Source organism: Paenibacillus pasadenensis DSM 19293, assembly GCF_000422485.1.
GTDB lineage: Bacteria > Bacillota > Bacilli > Paenibacillales > Paenibacillaceae > Paenibacillus_O > Paenibacillus_O pasadenensis.
Genome location: NZ_KE383850.1, coordinates 99,864 through 115,384 on the forward strand (window position 1 = coordinate 99,864; position 15,521 = coordinate 115,384).

The 15,521-nt window shown below is 65.7% G+C and carries 16 protein-coding genes; 14 read left to right on the top strand and 2 right to left on the bottom strand.

Annotated elements, in window-relative coordinates:
• Positions 1–30: 30 nt before the first annotated feature.
• The 6 genes from H582_RS0116140 (at position 31) to H582_RS28015 (ending at position 5,163) form a co-directional block, all read left to right on the top strand.
• On the top strand, positions 31–585 hold the full coding sequence (locus tag H582_RS0116140; RefSeq protein WP_028599343.1) for an ECF-type riboflavin transporter substrate-binding protein: 555 nt from the start codon (positions 31–33) through the stop codon (positions 583–585).
• Between the two features lie 88 nt (positions 586–673).
• The gene (locus tag H582_RS0116145; RefSeq protein WP_240479035.1) at positions 674–2,482 is read left to right on the top strand and encodes an ABC transporter ATP-binding protein; all 1,809 of its coding nucleotides are present in this window, start codon (positions 674–676) and stop codon (positions 2,480–2,482) included.
• The gene (locus tag H582_RS0116150) at positions 2,479–3,309 is read left to right on the top strand and encodes an energy-coupling factor transporter transmembrane component T family protein (RefSeq protein WP_028599345.1); all 831 of its coding nucleotides are present in this window, start codon (positions 2,479–2,481) and stop codon (positions 3,307–3,309) included. The genes H582_RS0116145 and H582_RS0116150 overlap by 4 nt, the downstream gene beginning before the upstream one ends.
• 86 nt (positions 3,310–3,395) lie before the next feature.
• Complete coding sequence (locus H582_RS0116155) at positions 3,396–4,058, top strand: peptide-methionine (S)-S-oxide reductase MsrA (RefSeq protein ID WP_028599346.1); 663 nt, start codon at positions 3,396–3,398, stop codon at positions 4,056–4,058.
• A 33-nt stretch (positions 4,059–4,091) separates the two neighbouring features.
• Positions 4,092–4,316 (top strand): hypothetical protein, encoded by a 225-nt coding sequence (locus H582_RS0116160; RefSeq protein WP_028599347.1) that lies wholly within the window; start codon positions 4,092–4,094, stop codon positions 4,314–4,316.
• A gap of 127 nt (positions 4,317–4,443) precedes the next feature.
• The gene (locus H582_RS28015; RefSeq protein WP_240479036.1) at positions 4,444–5,163 is read left to right on the top strand and encodes a transcriptional regulator; all 720 of its coding nucleotides are present in this window, start codon (positions 4,444–4,446) and stop codon (positions 5,161–5,163) included.
• A gap of 378 nt (positions 5,164–5,541) precedes the next feature.
• On the opposite strand, the gene H582_RS28020 is transcribed toward H582_RS28015, so the two are convergent.
• Complete coding sequence (locus H582_RS28020; RefSeq protein WP_052333340.1) at positions 5,542–7,614, bottom strand: beta-N-acetylhexosaminidase; 2,073 nt, start codon at positions 7,612–7,614, stop codon at positions 5,542–5,544.
• Positions 7,615–7,829: 215 nt separating this feature from the next.
• Between H582_RS28020 and H582_RS0116175 the strand changes: the two genes are divergently transcribed.
• Positions 7,830–8,675, top strand: a complete 846-nt coding sequence (locus H582_RS0116175; RefSeq protein ID WP_028599348.1) for a class I SAM-dependent methyltransferase — start codon at positions 7,830–7,832, stop codon at positions 8,673–8,675.
• Between the two features lie 134 nt (positions 8,676–8,809).
• Positions 8,810–9,376, top strand: a complete 567-nt coding sequence (locus H582_RS0116180; protein WP_028599349.1) for a DUF420 domain-containing protein — start codon at positions 8,810–8,812, stop codon at positions 9,374–9,376.
• 256 nt (positions 9,377–9,632) lie between these two features.
• Here the strand turns inward: H582_RS0116180 and H582_RS0116185 are convergent, their stop codons facing one another.
• Entirely contained in the window at positions 9,633–10,145 is a 513-nt protein-coding gene (locus H582_RS0116185; protein WP_052333341.1) for a DUF6376 family protein, read from the bottom strand.
• A 140-nt stretch (positions 10,146–10,285) separates the two neighbouring features.
• Between H582_RS0116185 and H582_RS0116190 the strand changes: the two genes are divergently transcribed.
• From H582_RS0116190 to H582_RS28035, 6 genes are all read left to right on the top strand, one after another.
• Entirely contained in the window at positions 10,286–10,984 is a 699-nt protein-coding gene (locus H582_RS0116190) for a response regulator transcription factor (RefSeq protein ID WP_028599351.1), read from the top strand.
• Positions 10,984–12,474 carry a sensor histidine kinase gene (locus tag H582_RS28025; protein WP_043111466.1) on the top strand — a complete coding sequence of 497 codons (1,491 nt, stop codon included), beginning with the start codon at positions 10,984–10,986 and terminating at the stop codon, positions 12,472–12,474. The genes H582_RS0116190 and H582_RS28025 overlap by 1 nt, the downstream gene beginning before the upstream one ends.
• Positions 12,475–12,563: 89 nt before the next feature.
• Complete coding sequence (locus H582_RS28030; RefSeq protein WP_127464379.1) at positions 12,564–13,697, top strand: TolB-like translocation protein; 1,134 nt, start codon at positions 12,564–12,566, stop codon at positions 13,695–13,697.
• A gap of 188 nt (positions 13,698–13,885) precedes the next feature.
• On the top strand, positions 13,886–14,185 hold the full coding sequence (locus H582_RS0116205) for a type II toxin-antitoxin system Phd/YefM family antitoxin (RefSeq protein ID WP_028599352.1): 300 nt from the start codon (positions 13,886–13,888) through the stop codon (positions 14,183–14,185).
• A 6-nt stretch (positions 14,186–14,191) separates the two neighbouring features.
• Complete coding sequence (locus tag H582_RS31110; RefSeq protein WP_084137371.1) at positions 14,192–14,623, top strand: type II toxin-antitoxin system RelE family toxin; 432 nt, start codon at positions 14,192–14,194, stop codon at positions 14,621–14,623.
• 169 nt (positions 14,624–14,792) lie between these two features.
• Entirely contained in the window at positions 14,793–15,425 is a 633-nt protein-coding gene (locus H582_RS28035; RefSeq protein WP_174817674.1) for a hypothetical protein, read from the top strand.
• The last annotated feature ends 96 nt before the right edge of the window (positions 15,426–15,521 follow it).

Sequence of the window (15,521 nt, forward strand, 5' to 3'; positions counted from 1 at the left end):
ATGGGGATCATTCGGGGGAGGAATTCAATCATGGCAAGAAAAGCTTCGCCGGTGGAGCAGGTCGTCGCCATCGGCATCGGCGCGGCGCTGTTCGTCGTGCTGGGAAGGTTCGGCTCGATTCCGTCCGGCATACCGGACACGAACATCGAGACGACCTACGCCCTGCTGGCGCTGTTCGCGGTGCTGTACGGACCGCTCGCGGGCCTGCTGATCGGCCTCATCGGCCACACGATCAAGGACGCGATTTCATTCGGCCCGTGGTTCAGCTGGATCATCGCCTCGGCGGTGGTCGGCCTGATCATCGGCCTGGCGGCGCGCAAGATCGACGTGCGGGACGGGGAGTTCGGCAAAAAAGACCTGATCCGCTTCAACCTGTACCAGATCATCGCGAACGCGGCCGCCTGGTTCGTCGTAGCGCCGGTGCTGGACATCGTCATCTACGCCGAACCGGTGAACAAGGTGTTCACGCAAGGGCTCGTCGCCGGCCTGTCCAACATCGTGACGGTCGCGGTCCTCGGCTCGCTGCTGCTGGCGGCCTACGCCAAGACCCGCACCAAAAAAGGCAGCCTGACGCGCGAGCTGTAATTGCCCTGCAGGCACGAGATCAATCGAGACAAGCTTGGGGCCGGCGCGCTGCGCCGGCTCCGCTGCTTTTTCAGAGGAGGACATCATCATGAACGAACGCATGGACGAGACGGCTCCGCATGCGGGCGGCATCGGCCTGGCCGCGCCGCCGGCAGCGGCGGGCCGCGCTGCCGGAGCCCGCGCCGACAACGGGCCGCCGGTCATCGAGCTGGACGGCTTCGGCTTCCAGTACCGCAGCCAGCAGGAGCCGACGCTGCATGACATCACCCTGACGATCGCCGCCGGCGAGAAGGTGCTCATCGTCGGTCCGTCCGGCTCGGGCAAAAGCACGCTCGCCCACTGCCTGAACGGCCTCGCGCCGCATGTGCATTCCGGCGAGATGACGGGCCGGGCGCGCGTCTGCGGCCGGGAGCTGGCCGGACTCGGCATCCTCGAGCTGTCGAGGCTGATCGGCACGGTGCTGCAGGATTCCGACGGGCAGTTCGTCGGCATGACGGTCGGCGAGGACATCGCCTTCGAGCTGGAAAACCGCGCCGTGCCGCAGACGGAGATGCGGGAGCGCGTGGAGCGGGCCGCGCGCGCCGTCGGCATGGAGGCGCATCTGGGCGCTTCGCCGCAGACGCTGTCGGGCGGCCAGAAGCAGCGCGTCTCGATGGCGGGCGTGCTCGTCAGCGACACGCCGGTGCTGCTGTTCGACGAGCCGCTGGCCAGCCTCGATCCCGAGGCCGGACGGCAGGCGGTGGAGCGGATCGACGCCATCCACCGCGAGACGGGCAAGACGATCGTCATCGTCGAGCATCGGCTGGAGGAGGTGCTCCATCGCCCGGTCGACCGCATCGTCGTTTTCGCCGACGGCCGGATCGTGGCCGACCTGCCGCCGGCGGAGCTGCTCAGCTCGCCGCTGCTGGCCGAGACGGGCTTGCGCGAGCCGCTGTATGTGACCGCGCTGCGGCATGCGGGCTGCGCGATCTCGCCGGAGCTGCATCCGGAGAGCCTCGAGCGGCTGGAGCTCGCCAGCATCCGCGAGCCGCTGCGCGACTGGCATGAGGCGGCGCCGTCCGACCCGCCTCCGCCTCGCCGCTCGCCCGTGCTGGAGCTGGAGGACGTGCAGTTCGCCTATGACGACGAGGGACCGGCGGTGCTGAGCGGGCTGTCGCTGCAGCTCGGCGAGGGCGAGCTGCTGGCCGTCGCGGGGCATAACGGAGCGGGCAAGTCGACGCTGGCGCGGCTCATCTGCGGCTTTTACCGGCCGACGTCCGGGCGCATCCTCCACCGGGGGCGCGACCTGGCGGGCGACACGATCAAGGAACGCTCGGAGCGGATCGGATTCGTCATGCAGAACCCGAACCACATGCTGTCCAAGACGCTGCTCTACGACGAGGTCGCGCTCGGCCTGCGGCTGCGCGGCGTGCCCGAGGACGAGGCGCGGGAGCGGGTGCTGGAGACGCTGCGCATCTGCGGCCTCCATCCCTTCCGCAGCTGGCCGGTCTCGGCGCTCAGCTACGGCCAGAAGAAGCGGGTGACGATCGCCTCCATCCTCGTGCTGGATCCCGACATCCTGCTGCTGGACGAGCCGACGGCCGGGCAGGACTACCGCCATTACAACGAGATGATGGAGTTCGTGCTGCAGCTCAAGGAACGGGGGAAAAGCATCCTCGTCATCACGCATGACATGCATCTGATGATGGAGTACGCCGAGCGCACCGTCGTCATCGGAGACGGCCGGGTGCTGGCGGACGCGCCTCCCGCGACGATCCTGACTGATGCGGAGCTCGTGCGCCGGGCGAGCCTGCGCGAGACGTCGCTGCAGCGGCTCGCCGAGCGCGCGGGCATCGGGGCGCCGGCGGAATTCGTCGGGCGGTTCATCCGCCGCGACCGGGAGGGGAGAGGACGATGAAGGCCAAGCTGATCGCCTATACGGGACAAGACTCGCCGATCCACCGGCTGACGGGCGCGGCCAAGCTGGTCGTTTTCGCCGTCTGGTCCGTCACCGCCATGATCACCTACGACACCCGGGTGCTGCTCGTGCTGCTCGCGCTCGGCCTGATCGCCTTCCGCGTCTCGCGCGTCCGCTTCCGGGACTTCTCGTTCGTGCTTGCGCTCATCCTCGTCTTCTTCCTGATGAACCATGTCGCGATCTTCCTGTTCTCGCCGCTGGAGGGCGTCCGCATCTACGGGACCCGGCACGACCTGCTGCACCTGGTCGGCCGCTGGTGGGTGACGGAGGAGCAGCTGTTCTACCAGCTCAACGTGGCGCTCAAGTACCTGGCCGTCATCCCGATGGCGCTGCTGTTCATCCTGACGACCGATCCCGGCGAGTTCGCCTCGTCGCTGAACCGGGTCGGCGTCAGCTACCGGATCGCCTGCTCGGTGTCGATCGCGATGCGCTACATCCCCGACATCCAGCGCGATTTCCAGAACATCCGCTTCGCGGCGCAGGCGCGCGGCCTCGACATCTCCCGCAAGGAGAAGCTGGTCAAACGAGTGCGCCATATGGTCGGCATCCTGCTGCCGCTCATCCTGACGAGCGTGCAGCGGATCGAGACGGTCAGCGCCGCGATGGAGCTGCGCGGCTTCGGCCAAGGGCCGAAGCGCACCTGGTACAGCGCGCGGCCGCTGCGCGCCGCCGATATCGCGGCGATCGCCTTCGTCGTCCTGCTCGCGGCGGCGTCGTTCTGGCTGACGTTCGAGGACGGCTCGCGCTTTTATAATCCGTTTGCGTAGCGCCGCCGCCGCCGTTTGGAGGCGGCCGCCGGGCGGGGCATAATGAAGAAGAAGCGACGCGGCGCGCGGAAGGAGCGGATAGGCGCATGAATGGAACCGAGGCGAAGGCAGCGGCAGGGCGAAAGGAAAGAACGGCGGCGTTCTCGATGGGATGCTTCTGGAGTCCCGAGGCGCTGTTCGGCGCGCAGGAAGGCGTGCTCGCCACGCAGACCGGCTATGCCGGCGGCTCCTCGGAGGCGCCGACGTACCGCGAGATGGGAGACCATTCGGAGACGGTGCTCGTCCGTTATGACGCGGCGGCCGTTTCGTACGAGGAGCTGCTGCGGCTGTTCCGGGAGCATCACGATCCGGCCAATACGAACGGCTACAAGGGCCGCCAGTACCAGTCCATCGTTCATTGGAGCGAGCCGGAGCAGCTCGCGGCGATCGAGGGCTGGCTGGAGGAGCGGCGCTTGGCGGGACTGCCGGAGCCGGATACGGAGGTCAGGGAGCTGGGGCGGTTCTTCCCCGCGGAGGAGCGCCATCAGAAGCATTCCCTCAAGCGCTACCCCGATGCCTGGACAAAGCTGCTCGGCCTGTTCCCGTCCGAAGCGGAGGCGGAAAGCTCCCGGCTGGCTTGCCGGCTGAACGGGCTGGCCAAGGGCTTTGCCAACCGCTCCGCGCTGCTGGACGAGCTGGAGCGGTGGACCGGCGAAGCTCCGGAGCGCCGGCGCGAGCTCGCCGCCGCCGTGCGCAGCATCCGCTGGTAGCGGGCCGGCCGCGGGCTCAAAAGGATGGCGAGCGTGATCGGGCTGGCCGTACGGCTCGCCAAGCCGCCAACCGACGCTGCCGAGCGAAGCGGTGACGCTGCCGAGCAAAGCGGGACGCTGCCGAGCGAAGCGGGGACGCTGCCGAGCGAAGCGGGGACGCTGCCGAGCGAAGCGGGGACGTTGCCGAGCGAAGCGGGGACGCTGCCGCATGATGCGGCAGCCGCTTGCCAAGCCGCGCGCCACCCCGTTATAATCTAGCTATATGATAAATCTATAGCACAGACCAGGCCGTGAAGCACACGCCGCCTCTGCTCGTTCCCGTCTTCGGGAGCGCGCGGGGCGGCGTTCGCTTTTTTTAACGGCACCTGGCGAGGAGGAGACGAGCGTGGCAGACTTCAAGCAAGCGTATACGGCATGGCTGGAGGAGGTGGTGGAACGGGAGGAGAATGTCCGCCGCAGGGAGCGGCTGGCAGAAGGACTGGGGCACGGCACGGTAGAGTTTCTGCGCAGAGCATGGTTCCCGGCCATCGGAGGGTTCCAGCACCTGCACCCGGAGTGGGAAGTCCGCGACATGGGGGGAGGCTGCCGCTACATCGATCTGGCTTACTTGCCCCCGGCCGGCGGAAGAGGCGCGTTCGAGATCCAGGGGTACGGTCCTCACGCCCGGGATCTGGACGTGCGTCGTTTCAAGGACTTGAGCTGGAGACATAGCTATCTCGCGATAGACAGCTGGGTGGTCCTCCCGGTCGCCTATCCGTCGATTCTGGAGGAGCCGAAGCGCTGCCAGCAGCTGGTGCTCGCCTTCGTCGGCCGATTTGTGGCGATGAGCGTATCCCGGGAGCTGGACTGGCAAGAAGCGGAGATTCTGAGGTTCGCGTTTCGGCAGATGGTGCCTTTCTCTGCGATGGAGCTGTCCAGCCATCTGAGGACATCCGAATCCCATACTCGGAAGCTGCTCGGGAAGATGGTCGACGGAGGCTATCTGAGCATCGTCAGCGGAAAGCTGCGCTATCGGCTGTACGGACTGTCGGAACGCTCCCTTGCCGAGGGTCTGGCGACGAATCAGATCGTTAGAAGGCCGAAATCGGGCGGCCAGGAATTTTAACGACGCGTGGTGGGCTTAGCGGTGCCAAAGGGACGGAACTGCCGACAAAAAAGAGGCTGTTGGCTGCTGTAAGCGTCTGACGCGTCGTTAGCTTTCTGGAGGCGTGGAAAAGGGGCTTCTAAGCATCTCAGCCGTCGTTAGCGAGGAGATGTGCGATGCAAAAGCCCGTTCCCCGCCGTCGAGGCAGGAACGGGCTTTTGCATCGTCGCAAACGGTTAGGGCGGACCAACGCGCTGCGGGCAAGTCTCGCCATGCGCGGCATTCGTGCGCGCGTCCGCCGCCATGCGCGACATTCGTGTGAGCGTCCGCCGTCATACGCGTCCGCCGCCATGCGCGGCATCCGCCGTCAGCGCGGCGAGCGTGCCTCCGCCATGCGCGTCAGAAAGGATTCTGCACGTGGTAGAACACGTTCGGGCTGGCCATGCGGTAGTAGTAGCTGCACCAGCCGAGGCTGCCGCCCTGCTCCAGGTTCACGGTGCTGTACGGGAGCCGCTCCTGCTCCAGCTCCTCGAGCCGCGCCGCGCGGCCGTCCAGGTAGTCGCGCAGGCGCAGCGCCGCCGTGTCGAGGCGCGTCAGCACGCCGCCGTAGCGGATGTCGAGCACCTCCCAGCCGAACGGCTTGAACATCGACAGCCACTGGCGGCGATGCGCCTCGCGCAGCGCCCGCACCGCCTCGGCGATGCGCGGCAGCAGCTCCGACGCGAGCCGCTCCAGCTCCGCGCGGTCGTCCGCGTCGTAGGCGGCCTTGAGCCGGAGGCCGGCCTGGCTTTTCCAGCGCAGCACCCCGCATAGCCGCTCCGGCACCTCGAACAGCGGATCGAGCGCCGCGCCCGGCCGCCGCGACGCGGCGATCTCCGCTTCCAGCTCCGCATAATGCGCATCCAGCTCCAGGCCGGCGATCTGGCGGTCGAACAGGCCGAGCAGCACGTCCTGGTACAGCAGAAACTTGGACGGGTTCGTCTGCTTGCGGTTGCCCGGCTCCGCGCCCGGCGTCTCGTCGAGGCCGTTCAGCAGCAGGAACGCCGCCGCCTCGGTGCCCGTGCAGGCCAGCGTCCGGGCCTCGACCCGGCTCCACTCCGGCCTGCCGTCGCAGTACGCCTGCTCCGCGTAGTATTGCAGGCCGAGCAGCGCGATGAACGGGTTGCTCTCCATGCCGTCGTCGCCCCACATCGTCGCATACACCTCGTCGACTCCCTCGGCCTTGCAGGCGAGCAGCGCCGCTTCCGTCGCCGCCAGCGACAGGCCGTAGTTGACGCCGAACGTGTTGAACACCCAGACGCCGCCCGCGAACACGACGCGGCAGCCGAGCGGACGGTGCTTGCCGAGCTGCGCCTCGTAGTGCTCGGGCTCGAAGTGGTTGTAGTCCCAGTACACCATGTCGACGTCGGACGGGATCTGGCGGGCCATCTCCTCGGGAATGACCGTGTTCCGGTCGAAATGCTCCTCCCCGTTCGCGGAAGCGAGCTTGAGGAACATGTCGCTCCACATCATCGGCGACAGGCCGCGGCGGCGCACGATGTCCAGCACGGCCTGCAGATGCCCCGCGATGATCGGGAAGCGGCCGTCGAAGCCGTGCAGGTCCAGATGCTTGCCGCGCCCGACCTCCTCCGCCTCGTCCATGCCGATGTGGATCTTGCGGCTGCGGAACGGCGCCGTCGCCCGCTCGATCATCCGCTCGACCAGCTCCAGGACGCGATCGTCCTGGGCGAGCAGCGCGCCCTTGGTGTCCTTGTAGCCTTTGACCGGCTCCCACTTGAGGAACTCCTCCAGATGGGCGAGCGTCTGGATGCTCGGGAACGCCTCGATGCCGAACAGATCCGCGTAATCGTCGATCGCCCGCAGCTCCTCCGCGCTGTAGCGCCCGCGCATGTAGCCGAAGTACGGCTCGCCCGGAATCTCGTACGTGTCCTCCATATACAGCATGACGCTGTTCAGCCCCATGAGCGCCATGCGGCGCAGCAGGCTGCGCCAGGCGTCGAGCGTAAGCACGCCGTTGCGCGACAGGTCGAACATCGGTCCGACCGTCCCGATCCGCTGCTGCTCGGCCAGCTCCCAGGCCGGGCCGTCGACGCCTTTTTCCAGCAGCAGCGAGAACGCGCGGAAAAACTGATGCTTGCGCTCATAACGAATCCACGCCCGTCCGTCCGCATAGCCGGCCGCCAGCCCTTCGCCGCCCCGCTCGACGCGGACCGTCACGGCCCGCTCGGCCTCCGTCGTTCCGTCGCCGCGACTGTGGCCGCCGGCTTCCCGTGCCGCTCGATCGTCCGCGGCCTCGCTGCGTCCGATCGCCTCGGCTCCTCCAGCCATGTTTTCCCCGCGTCCGATCGCCTCGGCTCCTCCCGCCTTGCCTTCCTCGCCGAGCTCGATCTTCAGCTTCAGCTCGTCCGCCAGCTCGCGCAGTCCGGCTTCCACCTCGCCGAGCTCGCCGATCCATGTCCATGTCGTCTTCATTGACGTTGCCCCCTATGCCTTCCGCTGCCGCGCGGCTGTCCCCGTCGGCGCGGACTCCTCGATCCTGTCCTTCATTGTACCGGATGGCGGCTCGGCGCTGAACGGTGAGAAATCAACGAAATAGGGGGTGAAATCGCGGGGAATTGCGTCGGGGACCGGGAAAGGATAAGCTGGGGGAAATGCAGCGGCAGCAACGGAGACGAGGAGGACAAGGAATGGACGACATGCTGGAAACGATCCTGGACAGCCTTGGGCTGGAGGGCAGGATGGCCGAGGTGCAGCGGGTCCAGACCGCGCATCGCATGAGGCTGGCGGAGTTCTGGGGCATCCGGCAAGGCGCTCGCGTGCTGGAGATCGGATGCGGGCAAGGAGACACGACCGCGGTGCTCGCTTGCCGGGTCGGTCCGTCCGGCCTCGTGCGCGGGGTCGACATCGCGCCGCCCGGATACGGAGCGCCGATGACCGTCGGCGAAGCGGCGGCAAGGCTGCAGCAGTCCCGGATCGGCGGTCCGGTGCGGATGGAGTTCGGCCTCGACGTGCTGCAGGACGACGTGGATTTCGGAGAAAATGCCTATGACGAGATCGTCTTCTCGCACAGCTCCTGGTACCTGCAGTCGCCGGAGCAGCTGGAGCGGCTGCTCGCCCGCGCGCGGCGCTGGGGCCGCCGGCTCTGCTTCGCCGAGTGGGACCCGCGCATCGGCCGGATCGGGCAGCTGCCGCATCTGCTCGCCGTGCTCGTGCAGGCGCAGGCCGAGTGCTTCAAAACGGACAGCGAGGCCAACGTCCGCACGCTGCTCGCGCCGGCGGACATCCGGCGAATCGCGCACAGCGCCGGTTGGAGCGTGGACGAGGAGGCGACGCTTCCGGCAAGCGGCCTTCAGGACGGAGGGTGGGAGGTCGATCTGGCGCTGGGAGAGCTGGCCGAGGAGCTGCCGCGGCTGCACGGCCTCCCCCGCAAGAGCCGTCAGCTGCTGGAGTCGCAGCTCGGCCTGCTCGCCGCATACGCCTCCGCCGGCTCAAGCTTCGAATCGATGGACAGCTGGGCGATGACGGCCGGCTGAGCTTCGGACGGCTTCGGCGAGACGCCGCGGCGGCCGAGATAGGCAAGATTCAACGTGTTGTCACACATGAAGGACATGCCGTTGCCTATAATGAAGAGTATCAACAGGCAATGCGAGAAGGAGGACCATCCGCCTTGAACGAGTCTCCGAATTCCATCCAGCCGACATCCGGCCGCAATTTCACGACCTGGATCATCGGCATTTCCTTGGTGGCGAACGTCATCATTCTGGCGCTGTTCTTCGGGCCGATCGGCTACAAAGGCAGCGTCGGCTGGGACATCACCGTCCTGCCGCGGATCAACGCCATCCTGAACAGCTTCACGTTCATCTTCCTCGTGGCCGCGCTGGTGTCGATCCTGCGCAAGAACATCAAGCTCCACAAGGGCTTCATCCTGGCGGCGTTCTCGTCGACGCTGCTGTTCCTGGTCACGTACCTGACGTTCCACTACCTGTCGCCCGAGACGGCGAAGTTCGGCGGCGAAGGCATCGTGCGGCCGATCTACTTCACGATCCTCATCACGCACAGCTTCCTGGCTGCGGTCATCGTGCCGCTCGCGCTGTTCTCGCTCGTCTGGGGCTGGACGATGCAGGTAAAGAAGCATAAGCGCATCGTGCGCTGGGCGATGCCGATCTGGCTGTACGTCAGCTTCACCGGCGTCATCGTGTATCTGTTCATGGCGCCTTATTATGTGAGCGGCTGAAACCACGCTGATGCGGAAGCTGGTCGATTCGTGATGGAACGGAGGATGGGTCCGGCATAAGCATCGGTTCACTGCTCTTGCAGATGCCGGTTTCCGAATGTTCCACGAGCCCGACTCCCTCCTCATCCGATGCGAACGATTCCTGAAGCCTGGCGGCGCGGCGGTTCTGGAAGCGCAGCGCGCCCTCCTGAGAATTCAAAAAAACACCCTCTGGCATTTTTTAATTGCTAGAGGGTGTTTTTTATCTAAGCAGAATTCAGCCGCCCAGCCGCTGGACCTGGTCCAGGATGGCGGTAATTTGCGACAGCGTCTGGCCGATCTGCGACTGCTCGATCGCCTGCGCGGTCAGCTGGCCGCTGTTCACCGCCTGCAGCAGGCCGTCGATCTGTCCGCTCAGCACGCCGTTGTACTGCTCGAGCTTGGCGTCGATCGCCGAGGCGAACTCCGGCGCGGTCAAGCCGTTGAAGGCGGCGATGTCCGCCTTCATGGCGCCGAGCTCCGTCTCCAGGCTCGCCAGCGCGTCCGGATCGGTCAGCGCCTGCTGGGCCAGGCCGGGCAGCTCGTTGGAAAACTGGTTCGCTTCGTTGATATAGGTGGTCGCTTCATTCACATACGTCAGGGAATCGTTCACGCCGCCGAGCGCTTCGTCGACGCTGCCCGGCAGCGAGCAGCCGGCCAGCAGGGCGGGCGCGAGCAGCAGCGCCAGCAGCCGCCGGCGGCCGAGAGATACGGCTCGCGCGGGAAGGCGGAGCCGGTGGTTTTGCTTCATCGGTTCATCATCCTTTCGCGGTGTCGTTCCTCTCCTTTACTCCCCGCAGGGCCGGATGGTTTCACCTTTCGGCGCCGGGCGTCCCTTTTCAACCGGGTCGAGTCGGGTATACTTGTAGCAGAAGGGAGCGTGAATGCCCGATGCAGACGCGCGTGCTCGTCGTCGACGACGAGAAAAGCATCGCCTCCGCCGTGGCCTACGCCCTCGGGCGGGAGGGCTACGAGGTGCAGACGGCGCAGGACGGGGAAGAGGCGCTCGCCAAGGTCGAGAGCTTCCGTCCGCGCGTCGTCGTGCTCGACGTGATGATGCCCAAGCTGAACGGCTACGAGGTGTGCCGCCGCCTGGACGGACGCGAGGACATCGGCATCATCCTGCTGACCGTCAAGAACGATATCGTCGACAAGGTCGTCGGCCTGGAGCTCGGCGCGGACGACTACATGACCAAGCCGTTCGAGATCCGCGAGCTGCTCGCGCGCGTCAAGGCGCTGGCGCGCCGGCTCGAGCGCATCCCCGAGGCGGCGCAGGAGGCCGCTGCGGAGGGCGGCCTGCGGGTGCTGCCCGAGCGGCGCGCCGCCTATGCGGACGGCCGTCAGCTCGATCTGACGCCCAAGGAGTTCGATCTGCTCGCCGCGCTGCTGCATCATCCGGAGCGCGTGTACACGCGCGAGGAGCTGCTCGATCTCGTCTGGGGCATGGATTACGCCGGCGGCACGCGCACGGTGGACATCCATATCCAGCGGCTGCGCAAAAAGCTTGGCGAGCCCTGGCAGGCGGCGCTGCAGACCGTCTACGGCATCGGCTACAAGGCGTCGCCCTCCGCGGCCGGAGGCTCGGACTAATGCGGCTCGGCCTGAGGCTGCGGCTGACGCTGTTCCTCGCGGCGCTGCTGCTGCTCGCGGCCGGCCTGCTGAGCCTGCTCGTCGAGCGCGGCATCCAGGACAACCAGCAGGCGCGCATGGAGCAGGAGCTGGCGCAGCAGACCCGCATGGCGAACCTGCGCATCCGCCAGGCGTATTACTCCGGCTCCGGAGGCGATCCGCAGGAATTCCTGCGGCGCAGCGGCCGTCAGCTCGCGCAGGAGCTGTACGCTTACGGCGGCTTGCCGCTGACGCTTTACGACATGGGGGGCACGGTCGCAGGCAGCTCGCTGCAGGACGGGACGGGAGCCGCTCCGCCCGCCGGCTCGCCCGCGAGCGAGCTGCTCGGCTACGCGCTGGACAATAAAGTCGCCTTCACCGAATCGGACGGGACGCTGATCTACCTCGCTCCGCTCGAAGGGCCGGACGGACAGCTCGGCGCGGTGCAGCTGCAGTATTCGCTGCGCGGCTCGGAGCAGTTCCGCCAGGAGATCCGGCGGCTGTTCCTCGTCATCGGCGGCGGCGTGCTGGCGGCGGCGTTCGCGCTCGGCTACCTGTACTTCAGCCGCATCGCGTCCGCGGTCGTCCGCTTGAAGGGCGCGGCGGACCGCATCCGCCGCCAGGATTTCATCGCAGCGTCGCCGGTGCGGCGGCGGGACGAGCTGGGCGAGCTCGGCGAAGGCATCGCCTTCATGAGCCGGGAGCTCGAGAGCGGCATCGGCGCGATGGAGCGCGAGCGGCGCAACCTGCAGCTCGCCGTCGACAAGCTGCAGGCGCTGGAGCGCCAGCAGAAGCAGTTCATCGGCAGCATCAGCCATGAGTTCAAGACGCCGCTCACCTCGATCAAGGCGTATGTCGAGCTCGTCGGCATGTACAAGGACGACCCGGAGCTGCTGGGCGAGGCGCATCGCAACATCGGCAAGGAGACCGACCGTCTGTACGACATGGTCGAAAAGGCGCTCCAGCTGTCCTCGCTCGAGCGCTACGAGTTCGAGTCCCGGGCCGAGCGGCTCGACGCCCGCGAGCTGCTGGAGGATGTGGCCGGCCGCATGCGCGGCAAGGCGGAGAAGTTCGGCCTGCGGCTGGAGCTTGAGCTGCGGGACGCGCAGGCATGGTGCGACCGCGAGAGCCTCATGCATATGCTCGTCAATCTGATCGACAACGCGATCAAGTACAACCGGCCGGGCGGCTTCGTCCGGCTCGGCAGCCGCGCCGAGGACGGCTGGGCGGTGCTCGACGTCGAAGACGGAGGCATCGGCATCCCCGAGGAGCTGCTGGAGCGGGTGTTCGAGCCGTTCTATACGGTGAGCCGCGACCGCAGCCGCGAGACGGGCGGCACCGGCCTCGGCCTGCCGCTCGTGCGCGAGCTGGCCGCCAAGGAGGGCGGCTCCGTGGAGGCGGGCCGGCGCGCAGGCGGCGGCATGCGGTTCACGCTGCGGCTGCCGCTTGCGGACGGGCGGAGCGGGGAGTGAGGCATTTGTTTACAACTCGGAAACATCCTCGACATCGCGCCGACGCATCCTACGGTTAAGCTGAAAGCAACAACCGCAAGGGGGAACCGATGATGATGAAAGCCAACCCGAACAAGATGCGCCGCTCGGCGCTCGCCGTCCTGACGACCGCCGCTCTGCTGTCCGCCGTCGCCTGCGCCTCCGGCAACGCTCCCGACCGCGAGACGGTCGAGAAGCCGGGCTCCAAGGTGACCGTCGTCGAGAACAAGCAGGAGTCGGTGTACGACACCGGACTGGAGATCGACAAGGTCAGCACGCTCGAGGGCGTGCGCGGCCAGGAATGGCTGGACGAGGAGCGCATCGTCGCGATGGCTCCGAACGCCGAGCAGCCGCCGACCGCGACGGAGGGCGAGCAGCGCCAGCCTTTCAACCTGTATATTCGCGCGGTGGCGGAAGGAAGCGAGCTCGAGACGCTGCAGGCTTCTCCGTCGGATACCGGCTTCGCCGCGCTGTCGCCGGACAAGAAGCATCTGTTCTTCAAGAAGACCGAGGAGGCGACCGGCTTCGGCCGGATCCTGAACCTCGAGACGGGAGCGGTGACGGAGCTCGACAACATCCACATCCCCGCCACCGAAGGCGCATGGGCGGATGACAGCACCGTGATTTTCCCGACGCTCGAAGGAGAGCTCATGCAGGTCGATCTCCAGGGCAAGGCGACGGTCGTAGTGAAGGAGAAGGACAAGTTCATCCGCGGCTTGGCCGTATCGGGTGCTACCTGGTATTACATCGCGGGCGAGAACCAGACGCTGTTTGCCTATGACAAAGAGACCAAGGAGAAAAAAGCCGTGGCCGAGGGCATCGATTGGGTCGTTCCGTCTCCGGACGGCAGCCGCCTCGCCCTCGTGAAGCGGTCCGGACAGGCCGGCGTCAAGCTCGTCCTGTCCGATGCCGGCGGCGCCGAGCAGAAGGAGCTCGCCTCCGGCACGCAGATCTTCGGCACGAGCTGGTCCCCGGACGGCCAGACGCTCGCCTACTCGCTCAGCGCGGAGGGCGTCGAGGATCAGGGGCTGTTCATGTCCGAGGCCGAGACCGGCAAGCAGACGAGTCTCGTCAGCACGCGGGACCTCGCGGGCGATGCCGTCCGCTGGAGCCCTTCCGGCAAGCAGCTGATGATGACGACGTCCTCCTACGGCGGCCAGGGCATCGAGTTCAAGACGACGATCGTTCGCTTCAAGGATCAATAAAAGGCGGCAGGCGCCGGAATTCCGCACCAAGCGGGATTCCGGCGTTTTTGGTGCGGGGTGAGCGGGACTAGGCCATGCTTCACCGATAGATGAAGCTTGCCTCCGTATGATTTTACGTAACTTATTGGGTGAACTTATAGTATACTGGATGCATCTGACGGAATACTATGACAAAGGAGAAGATGAGAATGGTGGTGAAGGTTTTGGCGAAACCGACGTTTACGGTGGATCAGTTAACCTCCTCTTCGGAAGCTTCCAAAAAATTCGGTGAGCTGCGGAAGAAAGCGAAGCAAGTTCCACAGTATATTACGGAAAATGGAACGGTCGATACGGTCTTGCTCAGCTATTCTTTGTTCGAGGATATTTATGATCGCTTGAGCCGGTTGGAGGCGGAGGAGGAAGAGCGTACTCTCCTTCATCGTCTGGAGCGCATAGAGCGGGATCCAGAGTCCGCGAAGTCCTGGAAAAACGTCAGGCGGGAGAGGTAGCGTTCCGTGACGTTGGAAGATCGCTTCGATGTTCGGCTGGATGTGGATGCGGAAAAGGAATATGGCCGACTGGACGGTTCTGTTCTAGCTATTGTCAACGCTGCGATCGACGAGCTTGTTTGTCGGGCCGATGAAGTAGGCAAAGTTCTGAGCAATTCTACCCATACGAAACTTGCGGGCTGCAGAGAGATCAAGCTTCGCGACGCTGGAATACGAATCATCTATCGAGTGACGGACGAGATCGTGCATGTGCTCCGAATCGTGTATATCCTGACTATTGAAAGGCGCACTCGCGATATGGCGTTCAAAATCGCTCATTCGCGTTATAAACAGTATCGGAAAATCAGCAAGAAGGATCTTATACGATTTCACGAAGAACAACATACATGGCCGCTTCGAGCTTCTACTCGAAGAGGGAAAAAAGGAGGAGCGACTTGATTCGTTCCTCCTTTCTTCTGCCTGCAGAGCGGGACGCCTTCGAATGCCCAAGCCCCTGGCCGCATGGCAGACTGGTCTCGGGTCCAGACCGGCTTGCGGCTGCAGCCGCTTCCGGGGCCGCCGTCCGCGATGGTAATCTGTTTCCATCGAGCCAAGGAGGCGAAGAGGCATGGGCACGGGCATTCCCGAGGAGCAGCAAGGGAGAAGGCTGTACATCCTTCTCACGGATACCGGCACGCTGTTCACGCGGCTGATCAAAGCCTATACGGGAGCGCCCTGCAATCACGCCTCCTTGGCGCTGGATCCGAGCCTGCGGCATATGTACAGCTTCGGACGGAAGGATCAATCCCATCCTCTGGCGGCCGGATTCGTCCGGGAGGAAGCGGCAGGCATGTGCCTGGAGTACCCGAGGACGGCTTGCGTGCTGCTCCGGCTCGAAGCGACGGAGGAGCAGTTCCGGCGAGCCTGCGGCGTCATCCGCTATTTCGAACAGACCGTGGACCGGTACGGCTACAACCTGCTCGGACTGCTCGGCTTCGTGCTGAACCTGCGCTTCGAGCCGCAGGATCGTTACTTCTGCTCGCAGTTCGTCGCCGATGCGCTCGAGCGGAGCGGAATCGCCTTGTTCGACCAGCCGCCGGCGCTGACCGCTCCGCATCATTTCCTGGAGCATCCCGAGCTGCAGGTCGTGTACGAGGGCCTGCTCTCCGACTACCCGCTGCTCGACCGGGACGGCCGTCGCGCCGGATCGGCCGAGGGGGAGAGCCTTCCTTTGCGGCTGCCGAAGAGGGCTGCGGTCTGAGCGGGCGGCGATCTAACGGAAAGCTAACAAACGCGACAATACAATCCCATAAATCGCAAGGAGCGCCCTGTTTCTTCCTGCAGCGGTGCTTTATTC